Genomic DNA, 19,624 nt, shown 5'->3' on the forward strand with positions numbered 1-19,624 from the left:
TTCTCCATCTTATGCATAGTGGTAATAAGTTTTATGACATGTTCATGGTTGTGTTATTTTGGACCATAGCTTTTTATATATTTCTTCTACATCCTCTTCCGTTGGAACGATCTGGTTACTTCGTATTCCGTTCCCTGCCATTGCATCTTTGACTAACGTGGGAACAATGTCTTCAAACGCCTGACCTTTGTTCAAATATTCCCATCCCGCTTGCAAAATACCGAATGTATCATTGCATTGTTCTATAAATATCATCACTTTTTTTGCAGCAACCGCATTACTGTAGGATGGCTTAAGACTATTATTGGGATATAAAACACCTGCTACTGTTGCATAGCGTTCCTCACACACATGCAAGCCATATTCCACTACAAAGGGCAGAAGTAATGCGACACACAACCCATGTGGCATGTTGTAGTGAGCACCAAGCGGCCTGCCAGCAGCATGAGCTAAATTAGTGGAAGCGTTTGAAAAAGCAATGCCAGCATAGTAACTGCCTAGCAACATCTGCTCTCTTGCTTTGATATCATTTCCGTTCTGATATGCTAGCGGCAATGATGCAGCTATCAAGCGCATACTCTCCAGCGCATAAAAATCACTACATGGTGTTGCCTTCGTCGATACATACGCCTCCATTGCGTGTGCTAGCGCATCCATCCCTGTATAAGCTGTAATAGATTGGGGCAACGAAATTGTTAGCTCTGGATCAAGAATAGCTACATCTGGAATGAGCGTATGATGCCCAGGATTTTTTTTCACACCGGTTTTCACATCTTTAATGACCGTTATTTTCGTCGCTTCTGATCCTGTACCAGCTGTAGTAGGGATCGCAATAAATGATAGTCTTCGTAAGCAGTTTTCGTTGGGTATTGCATCTAAACTCATTTGTTCATTTACAGCAAAGACCGAGGCTGCTTTTGCAAGATCCATGACGCTGCCTCCACCAATAGCAACGATGCAATCTGCTCCACACTCTTTTATTTTCATTAACACTGCTTGCAGATGTTCCGTTGTCGGTTCCCCTTTTGTATGTGTAAAGTATGTCGCATCCAAACCATGTTGTTCTATACTCCGTTGAAAGGTAGATGAGATAGTTTCATTTGACAACAATGAGCCAGCAATCACGAATACATGCTTGGCATGCAGCGCGACGACATACTCTCCAATTTTCTGCAAGCTTCCACTACCTATCGTCACCACTCTAGGTGCATATAATGAGTTGCTCACTTTTTGTCCCCCCATTTCGTGCAACATTACAGTAGTTTGCTGTTCTTCATTTTCATCATGCAAAGCTATTTATTCCGTCTCGTTTTGATACGAAACACGTACATATCCGGACGAAAGTAACTAATGTAATACTCAATCGGCTTATCATGTGTATCTGTTATTAACCTCTCCACACTAAGCACGGTTGTACCTTTGGGTATATCTAAGTGCAGAGCATCCTCCATCCTGACTTCTTTGCAAGTAATAAATTGTTCGGCTTCCATCATATCGATGTTCAAACGATTTTCTAATAAATCATAGATCGTCGTGCGATGTAAATCGAAATGTTCTAACTGCAACCCAATTTCTTTATCATAAAAGTGCTTTTCTACTGCAATAGGAATACCATCTGCTGTACGAAGGCGCTCTATGGTGTACACCATATCCGTATTTAAAAACTCGTTGATATGAATGTCCTTTGCCTTACCTGTAATGCCGTTTTTTAGCAGCCTTGATCCAGGTACCATCCCCATTCTTTTTATGGTGTCTGTTAAACTATTCAATGAATCTAACCAATCATGTACAGGAGGTCTTTTTGAAATGAACGTCCCTTTACCATGAATTTTTTCTAACATGCCGTCTTGAACAAGAAGGGAAATAGCTGTTCTAACGGTCGTCCTACTGATGGAAAAACGATCCATCAATTCTCTTTCACTCGGAATCTTATTTTTATAAATGCCCTTTTTAATTTCTTGTGCTAACATTTCCTTAAGTTGTACATGCAAAGGAATCGGATTATTCACATTAATCAATACATTTCTCCCCTTTATACATTTACAAACTCATCGTGACGTACGTACCAGTTCATTTAAACCGCTACATTCACATTAATGTAAGCGGATACATTTTTCTTAAGCTCCATTATAATCATAAACAATACATATCTCAATAACTTTTTGAAAATTTAATGAATTCTGTACAATCCGTGTTGCAAATTATTTTTTTTATGATCAGAAGTTATATATTCTCTCTTTTTCCGGTAATCATGTGACGCGTCTATTCCTGTATCCATAGAATGTAGGTAAATGTAAATCAATACTGGAGGTATTTTTATGTCAGAGTGTAATAGAAATGTGCAAAACATATGTGCTACAGCATTGGGTGAAAATACGACAGCAGCCGGACGTGCCTCATTAGCAGAAGGATCACTCACGTTAGCACAAAACTTTGCTTCCCATGCAGAGGGATGTAACACAAAGAGCATCGGCATATGTTCTCATGCAGAAGGAAATATTACAATTGCCAAAGGACCAAACTCTCATGCGGAAGGGATTTCTAGTATGTCGATCGGCGATTCATCTCATGCGGAAGGATGTTCCACCCTATCCACCGGCGTATGTTCACATAGTGAAGGAAATCTATCAGAATCTAGCGGGGCAAATGCACATGCCGAGGGAATACTAACAACAGCAGAAGGAGATAACGCACACGCAGAAGGGTGTTCTACTATAGCTGTGGGGGTATGCTCTCATGCCGAAGGCGATAGAGCACTTGCTTTTGGGGAGATCGCACATGCGGAAGGAACATTAACGAGAAGTATGGGTCGCGCTGCTCATGCAGAAGGCATAGTAACCATCGTGAATGGAGTAGCTGCTCATGGAGAAGGAGCGATGTGCGCCGCAGATGGGGATCAATCGCATGCCGAAGGCTTTTTCACTGCTTCGGTTGCTGGACAATCACATGCCGAAGGATGCAACACGGTTGCTTCAGGTGGCTGCTCTCATGCGGAAGGGTTTTTGACCATCACCAATGGATTTAGTGCCCACGCACAAGGAACGAATACGGTAGCAGAGGGAGATAGTTCTCATGCGGAAGGAGTAGATACATCGGCCGTTGATATTGCTTCCCATGCGGAAGGAGAACTTACAACCGCTAGTGGCAGAGCAGCACATGCCGAAGGAAGGGAAACGTTGGCCATGAGTGACCATACCCATACGGAAGGAAGACTAACGGCAGCGATGGGTGAGAATGCACATGCGGAAGGGCTATTAACTATTGCCCTAGCGAGAGATACACACGCGGAAGGAAACATCACTGTTGCTGACGGGTTTGCGGCACATGTAGAAGGAACAGCAAGCTTCGCAGGAGGTACAGCAGCACATGCGGAAGGAATCGAAGCATTTGCAGAAGGTACAGCAGCACATGCGGAAGGATTTCTTACGTTTGCAACGGGAGCCTTTAGCCATGCGGAAGGAACATCTACTGCAGCATCAGGTGGTAGCGGAGCACACGCAGAAGGATTTGCTTGTTTAGCTATTGGTGATGCTTCCCATGCAGAAGGTGGAGGAACGAAAGCCAGTGGCGTTGATTCCCATGCAGAAAATAGTTCAACATGTGCATCGGGCTGTAGCTCTCATGCAGAGGGGTTAGTAACCGTGGCTTCCGGGAATTGTTCACATGCCCAAGGTGCTTTAACTACAAGCAGTGGAATGAATGCACACGCTGAAGGAAGTACGACCATGGCTGTCGCTACAAACAGTCATGCAGAAGGAAGTTGTAGTGAAGCAACGGGAAGTCAATCACACGCGGAGGGAAGCAGTACAGAATCGCGAGGGGAAAACAGTCATGCAGAAGGGCAACTTACATTAGCTATTGGTGATGAATCCCATGCGGAGGGATGCAGTACATTTGCATGTGGTGAACAATCTCATGCCGAAGGGTTACTGTGTTTTTCTTCTGGAAATATGTCTCACTCCGAAGGGATGATCTCAAATGCAAGTGGTGACACTTCCCATGCCGAAGGGCTCGGAACCATGGCGTTGGGCACTTCTTCACATACGGAAGGAGAACTAACAGAAGCAATGGGCACTAATGCGCATGCCGAGGGATTTGAAACAAAGGCGAGTGGAAGTAACTCACACGCCGAAGGAAGCGAAACGATGACTTGTAGCGATAACGCACATGCCGAAGGAATGGGTACGACTGCTAGCGGTGTTTCCTCTCATGCGGAAGGAGAGCAAACCATTGCGGGCGGGACTGCTGCTCATGCAGAAGGCATAAGAACGATGGCTTTAGCAGAAGCCTCTCACTCACAGGGAATTCATACAGTTGTAGGCAGTACTTTATCCAGCGCTCATATTATGGGCAATAGTGGTGCAGCTAAATTTGAGAACTCCTGGCATTTGGCTGCTAATGGCATTGTTGCCTTTATCAGAGGTGATACTGGAAATGAAGGGAATGCTTGCTTCAATCAAGTCATGATGGGCGGTAATTGCAATCAATGTGATTTTGCTGAAATGTATGAAACAATCGACGGCGAAGCTATTGATGTCGGATATTTTGTCACGTTAAAAGGAAATAAAATTCGCAAAGCAAAAGAAAATGACGATTATATTTTAGGTATTTCCAGTGCAACACCTGCTGTTGTATGTGGGAGTGCAGAAGTCAATTGGAGTAAAAAATATGTAACAGACGATTGGGGGAGGTATGTGTATGAAGAAGTGAAAATACCTGAACAACTAGATGCTCAAGGAAACGTCGTTATTCCTGCCCATGTAACAAAACAGCCTATCCTTAATACTCTTTATAATGCTGATCTACCTTATACACCAAGGACAGAAAGGAAGGAATGGGTGGCCGTGGGGATGATGGGTCAAATTTTAGTACGTGACGATGGCACTTGTGAAGTGGATGGTTGGTGCATGCCTAACGATAAAGGAATAGCAACGAAAGCAGATAAAGGTTATCGTGTTGCAATGCGGACAGGAAAAAATCAAGTCCTCATCATCTTTAGATAGTTCCACATACAATTTTTACATTCACTACAGGCCTACCTTTCTCACCTTATATGGTGGGATTTTTTTGTCATTATTATCATCACATTTGGAGCAATACAACCTTAAATAAAAGCAAAATATTCCCTACCTTTCCATTATATTAACTGTAAAATAGAGAGAACATGCAAGCATGAACAAAGATGATGATCATCGCATTTATCTCATGGAGTAGAAAGGGGCAATAAAGTGAAGTTGGACACAATCAAGAAGTGGGATCCAAGATATTTCATCCTAGCCTTTTTATTTAGTTTTGTCATCACAGGACAATTTTTTCTCGATTTTTATCAGAAGTGGGATGCACTATTTGCTTCCATTGTGACCGCAGTCATGGTGGAGCTGCTGTTACATCGATGGATCAAAAAAGCTTGGATATTTCCTCTTAGCGCTATCATCTCTGGTACAGGTATTAGTTTAATCCTCAATTCATACTTATTGTGGCCTTATGTGCTCACATCTACTATTGCTATCGGAATGAAATACGTGTTCCGTATTGGTGGAGGACATGTGTTCAATCCTAATAACATCGCTATCGTAGCTGTGCTATTTTTTCTTCCTCAATTCGTGGTAAGCACACCGAAACAATGGAGCAACGGGTTCCTCATTATGGCCTTTATTCTTGTACTGGGCATTATTGCTGCAAGTATGGCCAGAAGATTAGATACGGTACTTGCTTTTATTGGAAGTTACCTTATGTTTGCACTCTTGCGTCATGTATTTGTGGATGAACCTTTATACTATGCACTAGGACCAATGATGGGAGCTTCATTTCAGTTGTTTACTTTCTTTATGCTAACAGATCCAAAAACAACACCATCAACGACTCTCATGAGGGTTGTGATTGCTTTTAGCGTAGCTGCAGTCGATGCTTACTTACGTATTCATCAGATTACCAATTCGTTATTTTACGCCGCTTTTATCGTAACGATTTTAATAGGCTTGCCCTATCGTATTTACAGCACTAGAAAGAATACAATGCTCCCCTCCTGAAAAAAGCTGTCCCAAAGCACAATGCATGTGCATCCGCTTTTGAAACAGCTTAACAGCCTTAACAGCTAACAACTTTTACTTCCTTATCTTATCCCCACAAAAACATTACACTGTTGCGTTAACGTAAACGATAGATTCATATGGCTGAAGTACAAGTTCATGATGCTGGATGTGATTATCGCCTTTGTAATTATGTGCAATTACTTTACCACATTCCGTGATGACTTCTTCAGGTATTTTGACGTGTTGAACCTGATTCGTATGATTCAAAATCACTGTTAATGTATCGTTCTCATGTGTTCTTTGGTAAGCGAAAACAGCCTGTTCTTGTTCTATGATCCGCTTAAACTTTCCATAAACCATCACAGGCATCTCTTTTCTCAATTGTACAAGATGCTTATAATAATAGAAAATGGAATCCTTATCATCTAAAGCTTGCTCTACATTGATGTTATCGTAATTCGGATTCACTTTAAGCCAAGGTGTTCCAGTGGTAAACCCAGCGTGAAGGGAATCATCCCACTGCATCGGTGTACGAGCGTTATCTCTTCCATCAGCGTAAATGCCTTCCATCATACTTTCATGATCCAATTTATTGCTGTCTACGAGATCCTGATAGGCGTTGTGTATTTCAATATCATTGTAATCGCTAAACTGTGGGAATTTGACATTGGTCATGCCAATTTCTTCACCCTGAAAAATGTACGGTGTACCTTTCATAAAATGAATCATCGTAGCTAACATCTTTGCACTTTCTGTACGATATTCCTTGTCGTCACCATACTTCGAAACGACACGAGGCAAATCATGATTATTCCAAAACAACGAATTCCATCCATCGTCGTTCAATGCCAATTGCCATTTTGTAAAAATATCTTTTAACACGTTAAAATCAACGGGCTTCGATTTCCATTTACCAAACTGCTCATCATGGAAGGCAGTAACATGCTCAAATTGGAATACCATAGACAACTCTTCTCGGCTTTCCCCTGAATATTGCAGTGCAATGTCAGGCGTTGCGCCCCAAGTTTCACCTACCGTAATCGTATCTCTGCTTCCAAATGAATGCTGATTCATCTCTTTCAACCTCGGATGCAGGGACGGTCCATTACCCGTAATACCTTTATCGATGTCTTTTCCGATTAGATCGATAACATCCATACGGAATCCTTTTATCCCTTTATCTAACCACCAATTCATCATGTTATAAATGTCATGGCGTAACTGTTCATTGTCCCAGTTCAGATCAGGCTGTTTTTTCGAAAATAAATGCAAATAATATTGACCAGACTTCTCGTCAAATTCCCACGCGCTTCCACTGAAAATAGACTGCAAATCATTAGGCACTCCCCCATTAGTAGCAGGATCACGCCATATATAATAGTCGCGGTATTTATTGTCAGGAGATTGAAGCGCTTCCACGAACCATGAATGTTCATCCGAGGTATGGTTAACGACCAAATCCATCATGATGGAAATTCCTTTTTGTTTCGCCGCAGCAATCAATTGCTCCATATCTTCCATGGTTCCAAATTCTTCTGCTATTGCTTTATAATCCGATATATCGTAACCGTTGTCATCCATCGGTGATTGATATACAGGGCTTAGCCAAATGATAGAAACTCCTAGCTCTTTTAAATAATCTAACTTAGAAATAATCCCAGGAATATCTCCGATTCCATCGTTATTGTCATCATAGAAACTACGTGGATAAATTTGATATACTACCGCATCATGCCACCATCTACGTAACATTGTTCATCTCCACCTTGATTTATATTTATATTGTTGCAGCATAGTCCCTATTGTAACAAAAATAAATGAATTCCCCTAGTATGAACAAAGGGAATTCATCATTATTTCATTATTATTTATGCGTTGTAGTTAATATCGAAAAATTCATCCTGTACATATCTAACTCTACCTATTTTAATGTTTTGCACAATTTTTATTCTTGGTTTATTTCTTTTTCCTATAACCAACACTCTAGGCATACCAATTTGCCCATAACCAAACCATCTCATTTTGTTAGCATTATTAATATTGTTGATGTTTTGATTTCTTCTACCTCTTCCAACTTGTCTATTTTTCCCTAACTGTTTGTTTGCAAATATTCTTATTTTACGACGAATTCTCTTTTTGGCTGCTTTACCTAATTTTGGAGTGTACACCGTATATCTTTTTCTTTTTCCATAAGGTGCAGGTGTGTATCTATGTTTCTTTTTTCTACGTCTCCTATTAGAATGATTTAAGAAATAGCGATATATATTGTGGCCTTTCTTTCTTCTACCTCTGTAACCACGCTTTTTCATTTCTACATTCCCTCCTATTGATAATGAAGTTAGCAGATGTTCCGCTATAAACCATGTTTGATAGAAAGAGACGAGTTTGATACTTTATACTATTCAGGACAAACAGCTGTGGTGCTGTTATTTAACAGTTTAGGCAATGAAAAAGCGAGATTGATACATAAGCCTTAGTAAGACTGTCCCTGTTCAAGGTACAGTATTCTTAAAGTGCAACTGATTTTCTTAAAATGAATAAACTAAAAAATACTCCTCATTCGAGGAGCATACACGTATTTTACAAATTTACAGCAAGACAATGATACTTATACCACCATGACATAGTTAATAGTGTACATGATAAGTTGGGTGTTGGATCCATAGCTCAAATGGATTGGAAAAATACTGATCATCGTAACGAATCATTTTAACATCGCGCTGTGCGGCAGGGAGACATAGTTGTTCATAGATATAAGTATCATCAAAATCACACGATTTTGCTATTTCCATCGGATACACGTAGTGAACAACATTAATATTTGACCAATACAGGGCACTCAAACACATGGGACATGGCTCAGAGCTACTATACATTTCCGCCCCTTCTAAATTAAACGTGCACAACCTTCTCCCTGCATCTCTTATCGCTTGTACTTCGGCATGCGCAGTAGGATCATGATGTGCAACAACGTTATTGACCCCGATTCCAACAACACAACCATCCTTCACCACAACAGCACCAAAAGGACCACCTCTACATGATTGCACATTTTGATACGCTAAATCCACCGCATATTTTAAAAATGCGTATTGCATGGCCATCACCTCTTCACACTATTCATCTTATGCATAGCCGTAATAAGTTGGTTGAACAAGTTCCTTCCACTTATTTATATGGAAAAGATGACGATCTCATGCTGTATTCATTCCCCTATTTATATTCGCAGATGCTAATGATCTCATGTTCTCGAAAAAGTAAGGTGTCGCCTATTCCCACGTTTTCAGAAGTGTAACAGAAAGTGAGAACTTGTAACTAATTCACTGTAAAATTAACTTCTGGATATTTATTCCCCAATTGCTCTAGAACAAGCTCCGTATCGTTTGCTCCTTTTACATAGGTATCAAAAAATGCAACGGTAAACTCGTTGATAATACGATGGTTCAGTTGTGGATCTTCTCCTTCTGCACGAAACATAGGGAAGATGGTGTTTGGACCGAACAGATTATAATCGGTGAAACTGTAATGTGTGGAATTCGGAATGACTAAAGACATACCACCTCCTATAAGACTTTGCTCAAATCCTAACATGGTTTCATTGTAAGCCTGCTCAGCAGTGTCAGCAGTCTGCCCTATTAATACTGCATTATCAATCCAATAATTCAAATCCATGTTTTGCATCGCGTTCATCAATAAGAACGGTTTTCCCACTCCTTCTTTTGGGAGTGTACCTCCATACAATCCTCCATCCATGTCGATTGCAGCTTTGACTCGCTCATCTTGCTGTAGCATCCAGTACGAAGTCGCTCCTCCATAGGAATGTCCCAACATCCCGATGCGACTCAGATCCAGCTTGTTTACAAAGCGCTCGTCCTCTGCGCCTTGATTTAACTGTTCCAACTGATCTATCACAAACGCTGCATCCCCTTTCCATATGTTCATCAAGTCATTCTTTTTTGTCAGTTCATCATATTCGACTTGCATCAACTCCACTGTTCTCCCATCGGAAAATACAGTTGCCATAGCGCTGTACGTATGCTCAATACCAACCACGATGTACCCATGACTCGCTAATTCTTCCACTTGAAACGTGTTTGTATTCCGATGCGTACCATACCCATGAGAGAAAATGATCACAGGATATTGCTGTTCTTCTGAAGATACGTCTGCTTCAGCAAAAGCGTTACTTTGGATTAAATTTAAATGACTATTGATTCCGTTTGTTAAGTTAGGTTGTGTTTGAAGATAGTTTTCCAGTTTCCCCTTTTCTTCACCAGCAGGATACCAAACTTGTACCATTAACTCCCGTTTTGCGTTTGGATCATCGCTAAACGTTTCAGTACGTTGTTCATCGATCCAATGATACGATACTGTACCTATGGAGTACGTCCCTGTTGGGGTAGGAAGTGAAAAAACGGGCATGGCAAGTGGCGGTACAATAGAAATCACCACATATACCGTCAGCAATACCATCTGTAGTGTCACCATATACCACTTTCTTTGCTTGCTTTTCTTGCGGCCGACAAAGCAATACAATGTTAACAATAACACGGTGAAGTAAGCTGGGATCATGCGCCAACTCATCCCTTCAAATACCACTTGTATTATCATGACGAAATAAGCGATGAACAAAGGCCAAAGCGATTTTATATTGGAACCCGCTTTTAATCTCTTCATAAACACCAAATACAGTAATCCAAAATTGACAAACACTAATATCATTTCCAGTAATCTCATTTTTCACCACTCCAATTTATCTTTTCGTTGTACTATGGTTCTAATGATAGATAATAGAGTTGTCATTTTTCATTCGAAATCCTTACTTTTTCCTTACTTTCATTTTCATTTCGTATAGTAAATTAAAAGGATACATCAGTGTATGCTACTTGTTTCCATGCATGATAGAAAAGTATCATGCCAATCAATCCTAGCGTAATAGGAAAAAACATATAGGAAATTATGACGAAACCATTAATATCTGACCCTATAATAAAAGCCAATATAACAGCGGTAGTCATCATACTTGAAGTAGAATGTTTCCATGTCGCGATAAACAACGGGATGAAAGCACTTCCAGCAGTAGATAAACTTAATATGACAAACGTTGTTATTTGCGAATACGATACTGCATCATGAATGAAGGGAGGAGGAATGACTGCAAAATTCATATCCAGTATATAAATAAATAAGAATCCAGTAACCATCAGGATGAAAGTCAGTATGAAGGTAAACATAAAAATGATTATCCCTTTGACTAAAAAGAGTTGTTGACGTGGGAGAGGATACGTAAACAAGACGTCCATCGTTTTATTTTCATATTCCTTGATGATCAACTGACGAACCAAAAAAGCTGAAAAAATCAATGTTGTACTTACGCCATGATATTCAACAACATCAAATATATCGAGGCTTTCACGATGACCTCCAACATAAATATAAAGATACGTTTGGAGTAAAGATAATAAGATACCAAGCTGTAAAAAAAGGAAAGCAACCACATATCTTCTCCAACGCCACTTTTTTATCTCAAGTAAAAATAATGTGAACATATTACTCTCTCCTATCCACAGTCTTCAAAAAGAGATCCTCTAACGTCCCACTTTTTTTCGTGAAGTGATAAATCGGAATCTCGTTCAAAATTAACGTTTTTAACAACGCATGTTCAGAAAAATGCGTATCATATATCCTTATCATACTTTCATCTATTACTTTAAATTGAGAGATATGTAGATACTCCTCTAACACAAAAGCAGCCTTCTTTACATTTGTCGTTTTCATTTCAATACAATCGCTTCTCATCTGCTGCACTTCTTCCATAGACCATTCTGACTTTAATTTACCTTGATGCATAATGCCAATGACGTCTGCGATTTGCTGTATCTCAGATAAGGCATGACTTGAAATGAGAAAAGTTGTCCCATATTGCTCGCTCAATCTTTTAATTAATGTTCTCATTTCCTTTATGCCTATCGCATCGAGCCCAATATTGTGATTATCTAGTATGACTAAGTCAGGTTTCGTCATGATCGCACGTGCAATCCCCAAACGTTGTTTCATTGCTAGGGATAACATGTTCACAGGTTTTTTATCATTCCATTTCAGCCCCACCAACTCAAAAACATCTTGTATAGCATTTTTTTGGTGGTATCCCATATAGTCACCATGCAGCTGCAAATTTTCCTTCGGTGATAAATGCTCATAAAATGCGGGTACATCAATAATAGAACCGATGCGTTTATAGAGGTCATACTTACGTGAGGTTAAAGTCTCACCAAATAGCAAAATCTCGCCATATGTAGGCTGAAGTAAATTCATCAGTAATTTGATTATCGTTGTCTTACCGCATCCCTCTGGCCCTAAAAGCCCGTAGATTTGCCCCTGTTTCACATTCATGTTCACATTGGAAATTACTTCTTTGTCGTTAAAGCGCTTTGTTACATTTCTAGTTTGAATGACGTACACGAACACTCCCACTTTCCGCATGAATGTATTACTTTCTGTTCAATGTAATGCTAAAGATAGTCTTCTTAAAAGGTTGACTTTCCACCTCAATCTTTCCATCCATGGCTTGTACCAACTGTTTCGTAATGGCTAATCCTAGCCCGCTACTTGCCCCTTGTCTTGCTTCATTTTCTGTATATAAACGTTCAAAGATACGTGTTTTCTCTTCCACTCCTTTCCCCTTATCGATGATATCGATGTATGCAAAATCCGTGTCATATCGTAATTGCAATCCTACGTACTTTCCATCTTTTCCATATTTAATCACATTCGCAAGTACATTATTCAATACACGATGCATTCCCTCTTCATTTGCAACAACGTAAATAGGCGTTTCTGGTATTTGGATATCCACTTCAAATCCATGATCTGTAAATAAAGCATAAAAAGATAACATGTTAGTTCTACAAATCTCATTGAGATGAATATGTTCAAAAGTCATAACTTCATCTCCCGATTCTAATTTCGCCAAATCAAAAAAACGATGGATTTGCTGTATCACTTCATTTGTTTTTAAGATCACTTTATCTAGCCATTTGCGTTGTTTCTCTTCGTCGTGATTCACTTTCATCATCTCTGTGTAGCCTAAAATGACGGTTAAGGGCGTTTTGAGATCGTGGGAAATATTAGATAACATTTTTTTCATCGATTGTTGTGTCTCCATATTTTCAATCTCTAAACGCTGCTTACGATGGATCATGTTGTTCATGTGAGTGAGTAATGTTTTTACATCTGGGTCACGAGTGATATACCCTACATGTCCATGCTGACCCTGCTCATTAATTTTCTCCAATTGTTTGTTGATGTGTTGTAACGCAGTCTTTCTAGTTCTTATTTTCGTGTATTGAAAGATATTTGTTGCTAAGAGCAGCACAATGATGATGACAGTTGAACCAATCACCATCATGTTGCTTCCCCACATTTGTACCCTATTCCCCATATCGTTTGAATTATAGTAGGATTAGAGGGATCATCTTCTATCTTGGCTCTTAATCTTCTTATGTGAACATTAATTTTATTGTCATCTCCGAAGTAACCTTCTTCCCAAATAAGCTGACATATTTGTTCTTTTGTGTACACTCTTTTTGGATTTTTAACCAATAAAGTTAGCAATTGAAATTCAGTGGCGGTTAAATGAAGCTGTTCGTTATTTTTTTGCACACTATAATTCGTTAAATTAATACATAATCCATGATGGGATAATAGGATCTCATCTTGTTGAGAAGATTGCTTAGCATACTGTGCGTATCTCCTAATCAACGCGTTGACTCTAGCTAACAACTCAATTAATGAAAAAGGTTTGGCTAAATAATCATCTGCACCAAATCCTAATCCTAGCGCTTTATCCACATCACTTCCTTTTGCAGACATCATTAATACAGGAACCACACTATGTTGTCGAAGATCTTGCAACAATTGCAGCCCCCCTTTTTCTGGTAACATGACATCAAGAATGATGATGTCATATTGATGGTGCTGTAGTTTGTGTTCTGCTTCACTCCCATTAAAAGCATGATGTATGCTGTATCCTTCATTTTCTAAATACTGTGTCACCATCTCACTGATAGAAACATCATCTTCCACTAGTAATATTGTTTGACTCAATATCATCACCTACTTCTTTCCATTCATGACATGCATATTCATCTTTTATCGTATAAATAAAACAGCCCTATAAATGAGCGAATATAAATAATGGTATGTTTGATATAAAACTACTAAAAATTTTAACTTACCTAAGCTGCCTATGCAAGCAACAGCGTATCCTCGCTTTTCTCATCCAAAATAAGCAAACAAATAAAGCAAGCGATACAGGACAGATGCATGTATCGCTTGCTTTTTTTTCAATGAATGTCTCTCCTCCACTGATCTTCCAAATCACATAAAAATGGATATCCCTCATGATTGACCAGGTAACTGCCACATGGGCATTGGTAGTGTGCCAGTCGTGACGAATCGCATAGGCCGTGATGCCTTTCCATCTTCATCCATAAAGAAAAACAGACTTGCTGCCTTGTGCTTTCAGCGAAGTCTGTATCGTCTGTCGTCATGATGTTGTCATTGGACGCCAGTTAAGTTCTAATGAAGTTAGAATGGGGTAAATCAGGATTACCCTTCCATGTCTACATTGTGATAGACACGCTGTACATCCTCCAGGTCTTCCAATGCCTCGACCAGTTTCTCAAACTGTGCCAGGTCTTCCTCGGACAACGTTACTTCGGTTTGCGGCAGCATCGGTAGCTCTGCAATACTGAATTCAGATACACCCGCTTGCCCAAGCGCTTCCTGTACCGCATGGAATTGATCCGGTTCCGTATACACAATAACGGTGGTGTCTTCCTCCAGCAAATCCCGCGCATCCACGTCGGCTTCCATCAGGATTTCCAGCACTTCATCGACACTTTTTCCTTCCAGTCCGATTACAGCCGTTTCATCGAACATATAGGAAACCGAACCACTGACGCCCATGCTGCCGCCATTTTTATTGAATGCAGAACGCACTTCCGGTGCAGTACGGTTGACGTTATTCGTCAGCGCTTCCACGATCAGCATGGAGCCGCTTGGCCCAAATCCTTCATATCTTAGCTCTTCGTAATTCTCATCCGCTCCGCCCTTTGCCTTCTCCAGTGCACGGTCAATGATGGCCTTGGGTACATTGTAGGTCTTGGCGCGCTCCAGAACCACCTTTAAATTGCGGTTTGATTCCGGATCCGGCTCACCCTGCTTGGCGGCTACATAAATCTCACGCCCGAACTTGGCATAAATACGACTGGTGTTTTTATCTTTGTTTGCTTTTTTCTCTTTGATATTGTTCCACTTGCGACCCATTGTGTCCCCTCTTTCTATCAGGTTAAAAAATATGATCAAATGTTTGCGGCAAATTCACTCTTACAGTCTTACATTTTATCACAAACCGCGTATAACCTGAATGATAAAAATCCTGTACATCTTCGTTCAATTGAGTTAGCCATAACCATGAATCAATTGGCTTGACGTTAACTTTATCCATGAGATAATAAAAAGTATCGTTGAGATTATATGCAACATACATGAGCATTTACTATACATATTTTTGAAGATTGGAGGAATGCAACTTGGACATGATCATTTCACTGTTGGATAATCCGTTAGTGTTGCTATTCGTTATCTTACTCGCAGGCTCTATAGTGGGACAATTTAAAATCAAAGGCATTGGACTGGGCTCTTCAGGGATACTGCTTGTCGCGATGATCGCAGGCCACTTTCATTATCAGATCCCATCATTGGTACAGCAGCTAGGACTGAGTTTATTTATTGTAGCCGTTGGGCTGCAAGCGGGGCCGCGCTTTTTCTTGATGATGCGGACGAAAGGGATGCTGTTTGGCATCATTGGTCTGTTGATCGTGCTGATCGGTGCAGTGACTACGGTTGTGGTGTCCAAGCTGTTTTATCTTCCTCCAGCACTAAGCTTAGGACTGATGACAGGCGCAATGACCAGTACGCCAGGGCTAGCTGCAGCGATAGAAGCCACCAACGACCCTCTCGCTTCCGTCGGATACGGTATCGCTTATCCATTCGGCGTGTTGGCGGTCGTTTTTTTTGTGCAGCTACTGCCGAAAGTATTCAAGATCAATTTACAGGAGGACCTGCACCGAACATCAGGCCCCATACGCAATGAGACATCCCCAGAGGTAATGACCATTGAAGTGACCGATCCCGCACTAGAAAAGCGTACCTTGCAGGAGTTGAAGCTTGACCCTTATCACTCTGTCGTGATCAGCAGAGTGATTCGAGGTAATCGAAATATCATTGCCTTAGGGGATACGGTCATCGTAACGGGTGATCGCTTAGTAGCCGTTGGGCTTCGTTCAGATCTAGATAAGTTGGCAGCGGACATCGGTAGAGAGGTTCCAACTAATTTCAAAAATGCCGATCATGTGAAGCTACGCCGTGTGACAGTCCTTTCAGAGGAGATGGTAGGAAAGAATCTACGGGAGCTGGATCTTAGGAAGACATATGGGGTTACCGTCACCCGTCTTGAGCACGGGGGAATCGAATACAACCAAAGTCCAAAGTGGCGATTTGAACGAGGAGATGTGCTCACAATGGTGAGTAGTGAAGACCGTTTGAATGAGGTTGAGAAGCTGTTTCAGCGCAAGCACCATAGCGTGGTCAATGTGCATCTGCTGTCATTGAGCTTTATTCTGTTGATTGGCGTCCTGATCGGGATGATCCCTATTGTTCTTCCCGGCTTAGGTACGATCAAGCTCGGTGTGGCTGGCGGCCCGTTGTTTGCGGCACTGATCATTTCTCATTTCGGCAAACTAGGACCTATTCAGGCACGATATTATCAGCCTTCAAATCAAGTGATTCGCGACATTGGACTCGCTTTGTTTCTGGCAGGAGCAGGCACTACGGCAGGTGAAGGTTTGGTAGAGGTGGTTAGGCAGGAAGGCCTTCGTTTAATTGTAGGCGGATCCATTATTACAATGACGCCAATTGTGGTGGGATACTATATGTCGAGATTCGTATTTCGACTAAGTGTTATTCACTCATTGGGCGCTTTGTGCGGAGGAATGACCAGTACCCCAGGTCTCGGAGCCCTGAATCAACTGTCCAGTTCAGAGGAAGGATCGATCACGTATGCGGCAGCCTATCCATTTGCCCTCATCTTCGTGGCGATCGCATCACAGTTGCTTATTTTCTTCCTTTAGATGATGAAGAGCTATTGATAAATTTAATCCCATCCTTTCTCGGATTAATGAAAAGTGAGTGGAGGAATACCGATCTTTCCTCAGAATTCCTCTGCTCCTTCGCTGCTCTCCCCTTTTTTGTTAAACGCTGATTATAAGGTTGAGCTATTATGGTTTAGTATCTGTATTATGGTTTAGTAGGGGTTTAGTAGGTTTTAGTATCTTTCTAGTATTAAAGAGGTTTTCAACTGATCTACAGGTAGAAACCAACCGGCATCTGCCATTTCTTGTTCTAACTTCTTTTTCTCAGCTTCTGCTTGTGTACCATCATCCATCTTGAATGACGCTTCCACAATGTAATCATAACCCGTTCCGTTCTCGTTCAAAATTTCCCAAACTTCAATGTAGATCTTATGACCATTCCAACTCCCTGTTTTTTTTTTTGCAGATACAGGGCCGTATGGTTTATCCACTTGCTCTAACAAATCTGTTCCCCAATTTTTTGTAGTCCAATTTTCAAATTTTCCAGGAGCTTCTTCTATCGTCCAATCCCTTGAGTCTTTTCTTGTAGGTAATTCCATGCCGTCGTAGCCGTTTTCTTCTATTATTTTTTTACGGCTAATACTGAGTGTTTGCTTCTCATATCCCCAGTCCACTTGTGCTTCATAATTGTCATCATCCAGCGTAAAGTTTTCTGAAGCTGAAAGCGCTAAAGCTGCATCTATATCTCCATTTTCAATTGGATAACGTTTTTTATACGTCAATTCAAATTCTTCGTCGCTATACGCTTCTTTCTTACGAATACGAACGGACCATCCTTCTTGTCTAATGTCTAAATCTTCCGTGTCCATAAATTGTACCGCTAACTTCTCCACTGTATCTTCTGTATTAAAATAATCTTGCACCGCATCATTTAACTTTTTATCTTCATTTAAAACAAGAGCTGGGTCCAGAAATACTTTAAGTTCATAATCAGGTACCATAACTTCCGCTTCCTCCTTCGCATACAACACGTTTTCCGAGAATAAAGTCGTACCGGCAACCAATGATATCATCAAACATGCGCTAATCATGAAGCTAAATGACCATACTTTCCCTCTATTATATAACATCATTCCATCTCCTTTTTATGTTTATGAAGTGAGTTCACTTTACGATACGTTAATACAATCACCTGGCTGTAAGGATAACAATCCATTATACCCATTCTCATGTAGAAGATCAGCTAAATGATCTGTTTTGGCTTTATTTGCATGTGCTAAAATCGTGATGTGCGGTTGCAAGTGATTCAACATATGACGTACGTCGAAATATCCTTGATGAATTTTGTAACGAAAGGACGCTACCTCGCATCCGTGATGATGTTTCAACAAAGTTGCAGCATACGTGTCTGCTGCTGCATGTCCTGTCAATAACACCGCATTTCTTTCATCGTTACGTAATTGTTTGTCATACCACTGACTGATCTTACTCTCCATCATCCCACCAGGTACGAAAATAATATGTGGGGTTTTCATAAGCAGTTCTCTGCGCTCTTCGTCCTTGCTGACGATAGTCATGCGCTCTTTCATCAGTCTATTATCCATCAGAACGTCCTCTCGTACCCAGTTCCCCCATCTCTTCCAATATAACAGCCCTTCTGCAATTTCTTTTTCTACCGCAATGTTTGCTTGAGGAAAACGTTTGACGAACATCATCCATAGTTCTTGACTCCGACCAAATACGGGGACAGGCATCAACACATGCCCTTTCCTTGCTAGAACTTCTGCTACTTTATCTTGCAACACGTTCAGCAAGTCCTGTTGCGACGTTGTGTCTATCCCATATGCTGCATCAATAATAGCAAGATCAGGTGTAGTAGGGAAACTGGGTGGATCCACCGTTAGCAGTGTGCTTTCTGGACTATAGTCACCAGAGTAAAACACATTTTTTCCTGCTATGTGCAACTGCAGCCAGATCGAGCCTAACATATGCCCGCTCGCACCCCAAGTCACCTGTATATCTTTTGTGATAGAAATGGCCTCCCCCATCGGAGCCTCATCTTCTAAAAAGCGGAATGTAATCTCTTTCGTAGTTTCCTCTGCATACGGTACGGTGCCACCTCGCTGCTCCACAAAAGACTTCCACGCCTTAAAATAATAAGGTAGTTGTTCATACGTTGCCTTCGTTGTCCATACGTCGCCAGCGTAACCAAGTTCGTACAAAAGCGGAAGCGCTACACCGTGATCTTCATGCGCATGAGATAAAAATACCGCCGTTATTTTATTGACTTTTGTTTTATCTAATAAAGGATACACACCGGCTGCCTCTTTCTTGCCTCCACAATCCAGTAGTACTGCCATATCTTGATGCTCTACATAATAGCAGGAACGGCCGTGTTCTCCTGCTCCTCCCCATACTTCTGCTTTCAACGATGAC

At 40.9% G+C, this 19,624-nt stretch carries 16 protein-coding genes; 3 read left to right on the forward strand and 13 right to left on the reverse strand.

What is annotated here, in order from left to right; translation table 11 throughout:
• Window positions 1-42: 42 nt before the first annotated feature.
• Complete coding sequence (locus tag D1Z92_RS10705; protein WP_240666671.1) at window positions 43-1,227, reverse strand: iron-containing alcohol dehydrogenase; 1,185 nt, start codon at window positions 1,225-1,227, stop codon at window positions 43-45.
• 65 nt (window positions 1,228-1,292) lie between these two features.
• Complete coding sequence (locus D1Z92_RS10710; protein WP_240666674.1) at window positions 1,293-2,009, reverse strand: GntR family transcriptional regulator; 717 nt, start codon at window positions 2,007-2,009, stop codon at window positions 1,293-1,295.
• A 309-nt stretch (window positions 2,010-2,318) separates the two neighbouring features.
• Here D1Z92_RS10710 and D1Z92_RS10715 point away from each other — a divergent pair, with 309 nt between their 5' ends.
• Both D1Z92_RS10715 and D1Z92_RS10720 read left to right on the forward strand, forming a co-directional pair.
• A complete protein-coding gene (locus D1Z92_RS10715) occupies window positions 2,319-5,003 on the forward strand; it encodes a peptidase G2 autoproteolytic cleavage domain-containing protein (protein ID WP_128895671.1) in 2,685 nt (894 codons plus the stop codon).
• Between the two features lie 225 nt (window positions 5,004-5,228).
• A complete protein-coding gene (locus D1Z92_RS10720; RefSeq protein ID WP_206099740.1) occupies window positions 5,229-6,029 on the forward strand; it encodes an RnfABCDGE type electron transport complex subunit D in 801 nt (266 codons plus the stop codon).
• Window positions 6,030-6,134: 105 nt separating this feature from the next.
• On the opposite strand, the gene D1Z92_RS10725 is transcribed toward D1Z92_RS10720, so the two are convergent.
• From D1Z92_RS10725 to D1Z92_RS10765, 9 genes are all read right to left on the reverse strand, one after another.
• Complete coding sequence (locus tag D1Z92_RS10725; RefSeq protein WP_128895672.1) at window positions 6,135-7,784, reverse strand: glycoside hydrolase family 13 protein; 1,650 nt, start codon at window positions 7,782-7,784, stop codon at window positions 6,135-6,137.
• A gap of 116 nt (window positions 7,785-7,900) precedes the next feature.
• Complete coding sequence (locus tag D1Z92_RS10730) at window positions 7,901-8,341, reverse strand: hypothetical protein (protein ID WP_128895673.1); 441 nt, start codon at window positions 8,339-8,341, stop codon at window positions 7,901-7,903.
• Window positions 8,342-8,659: 318 nt separating this feature from the next.
• Window positions 8,660-9,130 carry a nucleoside deaminase gene (locus D1Z92_RS10735; protein WP_164931566.1) on the reverse strand — a complete coding sequence of 157 codons (471 nt, stop codon included), beginning with the start codon at window positions 9,128-9,130 and terminating at the stop codon, window positions 8,660-8,662.
• Window positions 9,131-9,347: 217 nt separating this feature from the next.
• Window positions 9,348-10,769 carry an alpha/beta hydrolase family protein gene (locus D1Z92_RS10740; RefSeq protein WP_128895675.1) on the reverse strand — a complete coding sequence of 474 codons (1,422 nt, stop codon included), beginning with the start codon at window positions 10,767-10,769 and terminating at the stop codon, window positions 9,348-9,350.
• A gap of 122 nt (window positions 10,770-10,891) precedes the next feature.
• Window positions 10,892-11,581 (reverse strand): ABC transporter permease, encoded by a 690-nt coding sequence (locus D1Z92_RS10745; protein WP_128895676.1) that lies wholly within the window; start codon window positions 11,579-11,581, stop codon window positions 10,892-10,894.
• Window position 11,582: 1 nt separating this feature from the next.
• The gene (locus D1Z92_RS10750) at window positions 11,583-12,494 is read right to left on the reverse strand and encodes an ATP-binding cassette domain-containing protein (RefSeq protein WP_240666672.1); all 912 of its coding nucleotides are present in this window, start codon (window positions 12,492-12,494) and stop codon (window positions 11,583-11,585) included.
• 28 nt (window positions 12,495-12,522) lie between these two features.
• Window positions 12,523-13,440 (reverse strand): sensor histidine kinase, encoded by a 918-nt coding sequence (locus D1Z92_RS10755; RefSeq protein ID WP_164931567.1) that lies wholly within the window; start codon window positions 13,438-13,440, stop codon window positions 12,523-12,525.
• A complete protein-coding gene (locus tag D1Z92_RS10760; RefSeq protein ID WP_128895698.1) occupies window positions 13,437-14,144 on the reverse strand; it encodes a response regulator transcription factor in 708 nt (235 codons plus the stop codon). The genes D1Z92_RS10755 and D1Z92_RS10760 overlap by 4 nt, the downstream gene beginning before the upstream one ends.
• Window positions 14,145-14,642: 498 nt before the next feature.
• Window positions 14,643-15,362 (reverse strand): YebC/PmpR family DNA-binding transcriptional regulator, encoded by a 720-nt coding sequence (locus tag D1Z92_RS10765; RefSeq protein ID WP_128895679.1) that lies wholly within the window; start codon window positions 15,360-15,362, stop codon window positions 14,643-14,645.
• Window positions 15,363-15,634: 272 nt separating this feature from the next.
• Here D1Z92_RS10765 and D1Z92_RS10770 point away from each other — a divergent pair, with 272 nt between their 5' ends.
• Window positions 15,635-17,227 carry an aspartate:alanine exchanger family transporter gene (locus D1Z92_RS10770; protein WP_240666675.1) on the forward strand — a complete coding sequence of 531 codons (1,593 nt, stop codon included), beginning with the start codon at window positions 15,635-15,637 and terminating at the stop codon, window positions 17,225-17,227.
• 194 nt (window positions 17,228-17,421) lie between these two features.
• Here D1Z92_RS10770 and D1Z92_RS10775 read toward each other — a convergent pair whose 3' ends face one another.
• The gene (locus tag D1Z92_RS10775) at window positions 17,422-18,321 is read right to left on the reverse strand and encodes a hypothetical protein (protein WP_128895680.1); all 900 of its coding nucleotides are present in this window, start codon (window positions 18,319-18,321) and stop codon (window positions 17,422-17,424) included.
• Between the two features lie 36 nt (window positions 18,322-18,357).
• Window positions 18,358-19,617, reverse strand: a complete 1,260-nt coding sequence (locus D1Z92_RS10780) for an MBL fold metallo-hydrolase (protein ID WP_164931568.1) — start codon at window positions 19,615-19,617, stop codon at window positions 18,358-18,360.
• Between the last annotated feature and the right edge of the window lie 7 nt (window positions 19,618-19,624).

Source organism: Longirhabdus pacifica (assembly GCF_004115085.1).
GTDB lineage: Bacteria > Bacillota > Bacilli > Paenibacillales > DSM-105158 > Longirhabdus > Longirhabdus pacifica.